The sequence below is a fragment of the Glaciimonas sp. Gout2 genome, assembly GCF_035018905.1.
Classification (GTDB): domain Bacteria; phylum Pseudomonadota; class Gammaproteobacteria; order Burkholderiales; family Burkholderiaceae_D; genus Glaciimonas.
The window spans coordinates 46,910-58,135 of record NZ_JASJXA010000006.1; the positions used below are offsets into that span (position 1 = coordinate 46,910).

Annotated in this window: 2 protein-coding genes; both read right to left on the reverse strand. The window is 50.6% G+C overall.

The features are described from left to right. Nucleotides 1–392: 392 nt before the first annotated feature. Complete coding sequence (locus QN379_RS06365; RefSeq protein ID WP_323506267.1) at nt 393–4,319, reverse strand: hypothetical protein; 3,927 nt, start codon at nt 4,317–4,319, stop codon at nt 393–395. A 1-nt stretch (nt 4,320) separates the two neighbouring features. After that, on the reverse strand, nt 4,321–11,046 hold the full coding sequence (locus tag QN379_RS06370; protein WP_323506268.1) for a carboxypeptidase regulatory-like domain-containing protein: 6,726 nt from the start codon (nt 11,044–11,046) through the stop codon (nt 4,321–4,323). Nucleotides 11,047–11,226: the final 180 nt, after the last annotated feature.

Sequence of the window (11,226 nt, forward strand, 5' to 3'; positions counted from 1 at the left end):
TTGGTCTCGCTGGCCTTATAGTTGAAAAGGGCTGAACAGCAGAACAGACTCTCACGGTAGCATGTCGCGCAAGGTTAAAAAACGAATCAAAATTTGTATCGTTATACGTTTTTTGAATTTGACGAAGGCCCTTCAATCAAACAGCCGATCATTTGGCTAACCATTTTTTAAGATGAAAATGGGCCAAACAATCACATTTATCCCATAGGGATAACATCACTCAAACACCACACTTGTTCCCTGCGAAACCTGTCAACCGGGATGACGGGATAACAGGTAGTGAGCAAATTCCACCATGAGCGATATTAGTCGCCATTATTAACAGTTTGAGTACACTAAATACATGTTAAGAATTTTCGTGATGCGTCCGCATCGACAACCCGTTTCAATACTCACTTTGGCTTGGTAATCGTCGCACGATATCCCACCGACCCCGATACTCCTGAAGGTAAGTATCCTGTAAATTCCCAGATCGCTGCCGTATCCGAGGCGGTTACTGCGCAAGTAATATCAGCCGGTATATCATCGCCGCAAGACAAATCTTCCAACGTCATACGTGGGTCAATCGGATCTCGTATTTCTTCCATCACAATAAAAGTATTGGATGTATTACTGAACTTGATGGTGTACGCAAGCGTATCGCCTTCATTAGCGCTTTCTTTATCGACGCGCTTTACCAGTTTTAACTCACCCTGATAGGGAACCAGCACTACCACGTCGGTATATCCCGGATCCTCGATGCCGTCCGCAGTGACGCCAATGTGGCTTTCGGGTGCTTTCACAGCATCCCATTTGATGCGTACAGGCACGCTGATATTGAGCGTCTCTTTCGTGTTGAGATGCGCACCCTCTGCCAGCATATCTGATTGATTTTTAGTGCCATCCCAGTTCGGATTTAGCGTCACAGATCCAGGCTTGCTAAGCGTCAGAACTGGCACACCGTTGCGTTCCAATTCATCCGGCAGCGTGTAGTTAATGTTAAGGCTCGTGGCTTTGCCTTTTTCACCAGTCACGGTCACGCTATACGAAAAAGTATCACCCGCAAACATTTCGCTTCCTGCAGACGCAATAGGGCGACTTCCTTTGGAGGCCGACGTCGCGAGTGGGTTCGATTGCTCGCGTTCATCCCGTGTACGGTGCCCGTCGATGGTCGCTGACTCCCAGTTCGTCCGCGTGACATCTAGTCTGATTACAGCTGGCTCGGCAAAAAATACCTGCTGCTTATTGATATTACCAGCGCGGTCGGTTGCCGAAATTTCTACTTCTACGGTCCAATTTTTGTCTAATTGCGTCGCAGTCAAACCGAACACAAAAGTATTAGATGACAACACATCGGCAGAGATCGGATTTGACCATTTCTGTTTTGAATCGGAGCGCCAGCGAATCGTAAGCGCTTTTTTGCCATCACCATTAACACCAAGGCCTGAAGCTTTATCCGTGACGGTTCCACCAAGTACATAGTTGCCCTCATCCGACATCGATTGCTGCAAAAGTGTGATTTCCGGCGCTACAGTATCAACCTGAAATCGTCGTTCCACGGATGCCAGAGATTCAACACCCCCATGTTTAATCCGAAAATTGACGTCATACTTCCTGCCATTTTGCCAATTCTTGCTATCGATTAACGGGAACCGAAAAATTCCATCTTCGCCAACCGTGGCAATATCCTGATCCTCCGTCCAGCCGCAGATTTTATGATCCTCGGTGCACCACCTGGCATTCATTTGATTAACGCCAGGCAAGGTCTTGCCGGAAATAATCAGGAGATTGTCACTCGACGGACTGAGCCAGCTATCGATACCCGGACTGACCCAGACTGGTTGTGGCGGTATCACGTGTATGAAGCGAGAAGGCGACCAATTTGCTGACGTCAGAAAATCCGCTCTCACTCTATATTGCAACTCGTATGACTGACCAATCTTCCAATTTGGGCTATCGAGAATCTCAACATTTTCAAAAATACTCTCGCCATTGAGAACGACTTTCGTTATCGATTCGGGGCCGTAAGTTCCACCCTTTAGTTTTGAGCGTACGATGACGTGCGTTACATCAGGATCGGTTTGTCCACTGATGCGCAACGACTTTCCCTCTCCGGGTGCATACAAGCTTTCCACCGTCATGGGATTGATCCAATCCAGGCGCTTCGCTTCGTAAGGAACGTTAAAATTACGGATGATCGGCTCAGATGAAAGACCATCACGAATGACCGCGATTCTTACCTGGTAACTATTTTTTTGTTTCCAGTTAACACTATCCTCGATCGGAATATTTTCAAAAAAATAATTGTAATCGAGCTTAACGTCGAATGTCTTAGACACGCCTGTAGAGTCATTGCTCCCCTGCCGTTTTGAAAAAACGTTGACTTGTGTAACGCCGGTTTCGGTCACCGCGCTGATGCGCAATGGGTTGCCGACTGAAGGACGGTAGACATAATTTGCCGGAGGGGTAATCCATTCTACTATTTTCGGTACAGGGCGCGCCGTCAGAACGCGTCGCTCCACAGAGACCAACGATGATACGCCATCTCGTTTGGCATAAAACTTTAACATATAGGGTAATCCAGGATCCCAGTTCAGACTGTCTGGAAGAGGCACGTTGCTAAAGATGCCATCTGAGCCGACCACAGGGATATCTTGAAAAAGCGTCTGACCACAAACAAGATGACTCTCTTTACACCAGGCTATATTGATTTGATTGACGCCGGGATCGGTCTTGCCGCTGATAGTGAGCGGTTTGCCAACTAATGTGTTGAACAAACTATCAGCGGCTGGACTCACCCACTCCACACGTGTAGGTGCTGGAGGAGGAACATTGATATGTCGTACCTCCGACCATCCTGATTCAAGTTTTCCGGCGTGGACTTTGAATAACACCTCATAAGTTGTATTTGCTTTCCAATTAACACTCCCCGCAATCGGAACATCGAAATTGTTATTACGATCTAACACCGTGCCAACCACAGGTTCATAAAAACTTTCAGTACCTGTCTCTCTCCACCCTACGCTCACCGCGTCCACTCGCTTGTCAGTTTTACCGCTAATATGTAATGGATTGCCCTGCACAGGAACATAGTCGCTACCGCTAGCGGGGCTGATCCAATCAAGGCGCGTCGGTGCTGGATACTGAACATATATCTGTCGTACTGCTGACCATCCTGAAGAAAATTTTCCGCTGTGGACTTTGAATTGCACCTCGTAAGTTGAATCTGCTTTCCAGTTAACACTTCCGGCAATCTGGACGTCAAAATTATTACTACTATCCAACGCCGTACCAACCGCAGGTTCGTATGAACCAGTACCATCCGTACCCAATTCTTTCCACCATACGCTCACCTGATCCACTCCCGTATCAGTCTTACCACTGATGTGCAATGGATTATCCTGCACCAGAATGTACTGGCTGCCATTAGCCGGACTGACCCAGTCCACCTTGCTTGGCGCGGGATAAGTCATGTGAAATGTTCGGGTTATGGATGCATCGGAAAAAATTCCATCTCGTCGAACATACATTGTCACGTCAACGGTATCGCCTGGTTTCCAGTTATTACTATCAATAATATCAACTGTAAAAGCACCTCCGACAGAAAGCGGAGCTATATGTTGATTTTGTTGTACCGCAGGTTGGCCGTTTCTATTCGTCAACACCATTACGCCATCGACACCAGCATTCGCGCCAGTGGCAATCGCCTCGCCAGCAGCAGAACTAGAATTAGCGCCAATTTGAAATAGATTATCCGGTCTTATATGATCGGTATTATTCGCCGGATAACGCCAGACTGCTGGCTTTGGCTTAGCGCTCATTCGGAATTGCTTTGGTTCAGTCCAGTTTTTGGCGACTGAATTTCCCTCCCTCGGTTTATATTGGAGTTCAACAATCGTACCGGGAGACCAGCCCTTGCTTTCCTGAACGCCGACCTCAAAAATATTTAATCCAATATTCTCCGCACTCAGTATTTCCTCCCGAAAACCACTCCAATTTTCACCAGGAATCTTCGTCCGCATTCTTACGCCAAATGCTGTGGTATTACTGCGACCAAAACCGCTAAATTTAAATATGGCGCCCAGCGGGTTATCAACCTGATGCGTAGGGCCGTCTGGTTTCAACCACAATCCATCATCCGGCCACTCGTTGCCCCAGTCGTCTTTTACACTGTTAAGGGTGACGTTCTGGTCGCCCACGTTTGCCGTTTCTGTCGACGTGCTTATACCTTTAGCCTGCGCCCACCCAGCGACAGACAACAACAATACGCTGCATAACACGACCCGTATAAGGGCTAATGGGACAATTGTTTTGACCAACTTAATAATGGTGGAATTCATATTACAAACTGCTTTCATCAAACTTGTAGCGCAGTCGGAAATACATCCCACGCGAGGTATTAGCTAACTGGCTGAACTCCCTGTCTTCAAAACCGAATACGTTATAGCCCACCGAAACCCAAAGGTCCTGGCTGGCCTGATAACCAGCTTCTACACCGATCGCGTGCAGTCGTTCACCAAGGCTGCTGGTAAAAAATGATCCGGCGATTCCGGCGTCCCATTTGGCAGTGATATCGCGTGCAAGCCGACCGGATAGCAAATGCCCATGCATAGCGCTGCGCTGTCCGTGACCGGTTTCAGTGACGTGCTTGAACGCGTACCGAGCGGAGACCGTCAATGCGTCGTACGGGCGATAGCTGGCGTGAGAAGAAATCAGATGCACATGCCGAGTGGTTGCTTGTATAGCAGCCAGACGACCATTTTCTACACGATGTTCGTAATAAGCCAACGCATTAAGCTTATTGCGCTTGGTCTGGCGATACGCCATACCCAGACGTTGTCGCGCGCGCACGCCGTTAGTACTATTGCCGTTACGGCCGGTGACCATGTAGACGGCACTCTTCCCCAAAAAAGTCCAGTCATGATCAAGCTTGAACGCGAGACCAAGCGTATTCAACATCGCATCTTCCAGCGCGCTGCGACGCAACTCCAAGCCTGCGCCGCCCTTCCAACGCGTGTTAGCAAGATATTCGACCTGTCCGGTCACTGCGGTGGCTTCATCCGTGTTGCTGCCGCTAAGCGCTTTGGTACGTTCGAAGGTAGTGTTGAGGCGCAAGCCGGGTGCGACATTCCAGCCATTGCGCAGACCGAATGCGTTCTGCGCATCGCGCCCATCAATGGCACTGCCCAGACGATATTCATTAAACAAACTGGCTTGCGGCATGTATTCGGTTTCTACCCCGATCACCGTGCGGTAATTACTGGTCTTTTGGTTATCGCCAAGTTCATAGATATTACCCAAACTCGATAGTGCTTCGTGCCGTCCGTAAACCTTGGTGCCGGGCTTTATCTGATACTCTCCACCGAAAGCCAGAAGGCGTTTATCGGCATCACGCATATCGCGCTCATACTCAGTATAAACACTGGCATTCGGCACACCGGGAACACGCGTTCCCAATCGCATGCGTAATGTATTCAGGTTCAAATCATCAGTGTCCATGTCGCCATCTGCGTTGACGCCTTGCGCCGTGCCACGCACCATCCTGGTCCCAATTTCTGCCCGTATTCCGCTATCGAATGCGTGTTCGATTCCGATCAGCGCTCCCTCCAGTTTGGTGTCGGGAGAAACGTTGGTAGATCCGCTACCCGAAGCGTTGCCGGTTTTTGCTAACGTTCTGGCATGCACCAGTTCAGCCTTTAGCGTATTACGTTCGTCCAGCTTATATTCAGCACCCGCGCGCGCTTCGATCTGTCCGCCCGAAGTGGGCGAATTCAGGTTATCGAAATCTCCATCAACCTGCACCGCTGTTATGCCTGCTTTTAGTGCCGCGCTTTGATGCTTAAGCTCTACCCGACTACCGCGCCCAAGACCTTTGGCAGTATCGGTTTGCGCCAGCTCGCCGACCAGCGATGTTCCGCGCCCAAGATCGGCCTCTAACGTCAGTCCGCGCAGTGCACGTGGGTCGACTGGATTGCGGTCTTCTATCGCGACAGCACCAAGTTTTATAGCATCCGTGACGCGCACTTGCATGTCGCCGCCGTATAGCCAGAATTTGGCACCATTGCCGTCTGATTCGTAGGTCACGCGGATAGTATTGGGATTGAAGTTCGCATCGGTCGAGGGTTCTGGACTTTTAAACAATAGCGTCCCGCTCATGGTTTCAATTTCATAATCGGCAAACCGTGACAACACCCGCGTAGCAAGGATACGTGTCGGCATATTACGGTCTCGCGTGATGATCTCAATGCGTTCACTATTTTCGAGATAGTCAGCACCGAACACCGAAAATGGACCGGACGTGCCATTTGGACTAATTTCAACAACACGCTGAGTTAGGCTATCGCGGCTGGCAAAGAATGTGCCACTGACGCGCCCACCATCAGTTTGAAAATGCTGTTTGATACCGGTGACACCACGGTTGTATTGCGTCAGTTGACGCACGCCAGTTGCGTCTTGGGTAGAGAAATCGCCGTACAACAAATAGCTGTGACCTTTGTCAATCCGCAAATAAAGGCGGCTGGTAGATTGGGCATCAAAGCCACGCACCGAGGAATCACCATAAACGGGATAGTAGCGCTCGGGCTGAATATCGCGGAATAAGCGCTGCTTAACGTCCTTCTCACTGTCATACGCGGCGGTCAGGAGATACTCGCCTTTTACCTTGCCTTTAAGGAAGAAGGCTGCGCGACCGCCGGCGGTGATTTTGCCGTTATCCCATGTGCTGCTGAGGCGACTCAGTTCGTTTTCGAAACTATCACGCTCTCCTACAGGACGGATCAAACCGTTGCGAAGGCTCACTACGCCCTCAACGATACCGGTCGCTAACATCGGCCGCAGTGATGCAGCCAGTTGAATTTCTCGTGAGGCCTGAATCGGGCCACTGATCGCCCGCAATACGAGTGTGCCAGGTTGCTCTGGCGGAATGAGATCAAACGCGGCGACACCATCATTAATGATTCCTTTATAGACACTATCGCCAGCTAAACCAGCGGCATCCAGCCACTGCCCTGCACTAGCACTCAGCGTGATCCGAGTGGGCGCTGTTACAGGGATATCATTAGCGTCGGTGACGTGCACGCGCACGCGCAGTGGTTTTTTGCTGCCAGCTTCGGCATGGCCCTCAACTTCGATCATGAGATTTTGAAAGTCGCCCGGTGCCGTGATGGTGATGCTTTTCTGCTGCTCTCCTTGGCTTATCGTCAGATCATTTTTACCGGCTTTTAACGACACGCCGATATATTCCCATACAGCAATGTTGCGCGATGCAAGTTCACTGCGTGAGCCGACACGATCAAGTCCAATAAATTCACCATTCACTTGTAACCTTATGGCTTTTGCTGCTGCCCCGCCGACGGTCACACTCCCTTTGACACGAACACGCATCTGTCGTGTTGGCGTAATCTGCGCATCCTTCAGCTCTACAAAGTCGAGCGCTGCATCCATATTCCGTAGCTCTGCCTCAATCGACACAGGGACATCGCCAGATTCTATTTTCTGTAATGGTCGCTCTTGCTGTTCTGGTAAAGAACGGACAACATTATCGGATAAGGTCGTGGTCACCGAATGGCTGGAATCTCGAGATATTGGTGCGGACGGTGATGCTGGAGCTGTTGCTAATGCCGAGCTTGATGCTGATACGCCTTCGGTCATGTTGTGCGCCGACTTATCTAACGTCGCCAACGTCGATAACGTCGTCTTGGCCGCGCCGCCACCGATTCGTCCGGTAGCCGGAAGTGATTTAAGATTACCGCCCGTATTGTTGCCGTCTAGTGTGGATGGGTCGACATCAAAACGCCGCTTTATGACGGTTTCGATTTCTGAGATATTACCCGCCGCTTTTTCACGCCGAACCTGCACATCCGCCAGAGTTCCTGCGCCGCAACCGAGTGTAAAGTCACCACGACCGAGTTCCCCATTTCGCAAGTCAATAAACTGATTTTCACCACGCCCAGCATGACGATTGGTTGTCGCCAGCGGAATGGCTGAAACAGGTAATGTCGTGTTATCCAGCTTCAGCACATGCGTGAGCGGTTTGACGCCATAGATGCTGTATTTTCCATCCTGATCGGTCTCTGCGAAGGTACCATCTTCCAGATAAATACGTACACCTGGAACGCCCATGGTATTGGCAGTATCAGCGCTGCCATCGCCACCGGCATAATCCTGGTCACTACACATCAGTGTAACCTTGCCCAGAACGTAAGCGTCGCTGGTAAATACGCCACCGATGACATTAACAGAAACACTGGCTTGATTGGAACTCAGATTGCCCGAATGCGCGGTGGCGCGACTTTCTGCACGCACACCTTCGCGTGCATTCACGCCGACGCTGACACGGTACTGAATTCGCACTGGTGCGTCGCTCTGTAATACGGTATCGGCCGCCACAAAGCGTAACAGATTGCCACGCGTCTCTGGTTCAAGGGCAACGCCTGCGCCGTTCTCGGTGTCGCCGGTGCTAATACGCGCAGAACCAGGCACGTAAGAAAATCCTTGTGGCAATTGATCAGCGATATCGAAGCCTTTGCGCGCCACTTTTCCACTATATTTTAAGACTAGCGTGTAATTTAAAAAGTCGATCAATTCGACTTCCCTGCGATCCGACTCTTTGCGCAAGAAAAGCACGTCGCCAGCGCTAACATCAACCAGATCGATCGCCAATAGATTGTTCACCAGCCGTGATGCATTCGCTTCCCGCTGGATTTTGTTGTAATAGACGACCGGAGCGGTAGCAACCGGAATAACAGCGCTCTCCGCCGCACGGATTACCTGCGGAATTTGGCCTGTGGCGGATAGATGCATCGGCGTATCCAACGGTGGCAAAGCCCGTGAAAATTCCGGTTCATATCCAGCTGCTTCAACCGATAACGTATAGTTGCCAGCGGGTGCGCTTGGAGTAAAAGCGTAGTAAAAATAACCTTCGGCATCAGTGGTTATTGTGCCTTTTTCCGGCTTCCCGACGAGATAACTGGCAGGATCAAAGCCCCCGCCATCAATGGCAATACGCACGGTTGCTTGCGCCACCGGTTTGCGCGTCGTGGCGTCGAATACACGACCGCTATATGACACTGGTAGATTTTGTTCCGAAAAATTCTGGTTATCCTCGATACGTGCATATACAAGCTCGCCGGTTTCCTGATCGCGCTCCGCGTTCGCCTGTGGAGAGCCAATGACGCCATCCTGCGGCGTACCCACGCGTGCACCGCCTGGTGCGAGAAAACGCAAGCGATATGGACCACCGGCGGGGATACCCGTCAGACTGTAATGACCCTGAGCGTCGGTGACCGCCTCTTTAACGATAGGATCAGGTGCGCTAGTCACTACGCCGCGATAAGTCGCAACACTAGCAAGGCTGGTGGCTGTCTCAGTAATCTTCGCAGAAACCTCTGCGGTGCGATCTGTCTGAAGCTGGACACGCCATCCGGCTAACAACGTATCACCACTATCGTAGGTTCCGGTATGACCTCGGTCCATCCATACACTGCCCGCCAAGGACGCGCCACGTGTTGCTTTATTCTTAAAGTGAAGAAGGTTATTCGTCGTGTTGGCTTCTGGTTCGCCACCACCACTGACCGCCACCGTACCCGGCAGCCAGACGGAATTTTCTCCTGCAGGAAACGCAGTCTCATCAACAAGCACGTTGACAATAATATCGGTGCTGAATTGATTTTCAGCCAAAGATTGCAAGGTCGTGCAACTTAATAAACTGACACTGCTGATTTCACATTGCCATTGTTTACCTGCATCTACTTTGGCGGCACGAATGCCATCAGGTAGATGAGTGGTCAAGACCATGGGTTTATCGGTAACAGCGCCACCAATGTTGTTCACGCGAAGTATGTACTCACCCCCATTACCTAAACCCACATCGGTAAATTGTATAAAAGGCACGATATCAGGTCTTGCCGTGATCGCCCGACGCAGCAAAATCGGATTACTTTGCGCGTTGGTATTAGCGGCCCAACCTTCACTTTGGAGTGTCAACGTGTCCGGTGCAGACGGCCCAACCTTCAACGTAAACGTCGCCTGCATAGCTGAATGTGGGCCAAGCGCATGCATCGCCAGCGCGATCTCTGCCACGCGCGGACCGGACACTGCAGAACCAGAGACGGTTGATTCACCAGATGCACTGGTTATGGCAGATGCGCCTGCGCCATCCTTGATAGTCCGATATTGAAACTGCGGATCGCTATCGTATCGATACAACCGTTGTATCGACGCATTTTCCGCAACTAGCGAAGCGGCTACGTAAGCGACTTCCGCGGGAATGTTTTGGCGCAACAAAACGACGGATTGTGCCTGCCCATCAATGATCACGGGAAGGCTATTCACACTACTCACTCCGGTAGCTGCAAACGCACCGATGTTTTTCGCATTGAGCGTCATTTTGACGACGCCGTCTTCCGCGTACCATAAAGGTGCAGCTTGCATCGCCAGTCGCAATAATGCACTGTCGGCAATTGCGGCCTTGATAGCGATACGTGCTTGCGCTTGCTGACGCACAGTGGTTGCAATCAATTCAAGCGCAGCGTTACCCACAGCGTCGGCTGGTACTTCGGCGACCATCAGCAACGCGACTGTTTCGTCTGCTTCCATCGTCAAACCAATTCCAGCAGGAGAGGATGGATTAAAGTCAGTAATCAAAGGCGCGGTGGGGTCAAACTCACCACTCTGCCGCACGTCACGGTATAGTTTTGGCGCACTCAGCGAAAACGCAGGTGCTGCATCGTTAACGGATACCGCGGAAAATGACAACTGAGAAGTAACATTCCCTGCATTATGCAAGCGCAGCGGAACGACTAACCGAATCCCTGCCTGCGCGAGCACAGCGCCATTCCCAGAAAAAGTGACATATTCTACGGGTGCGATCTTAACGCGTATCAGATTGGATACAACGCTACGCGCTAAACCAGTGATCCCCTCTTTATAGCTGGCATGGGCCTGAACACTGAGGACGGCATCCGCGGCAGGAGCACGACCATAGGACGCGCCGCTCGCCATAAAAAGCAATAGAAAAAGGCTTCCTAACAGAAGCAAACTATAGAATTGAAAAAAACGAATATGCATGTTGATACATCCGGCCGATCCGCTAGAACACGACGCGGCGCGTTAAACAGAAAATGAATTAAAAAATAGCGAGACAAAAAATAGCGGTACCTTCCACGAGCGAAATACATACCGCCCGCTAAATGAACCTAGCGAATGAGAAATATCTTGACAACCAACAGTAGGGCTTTATCAACATGA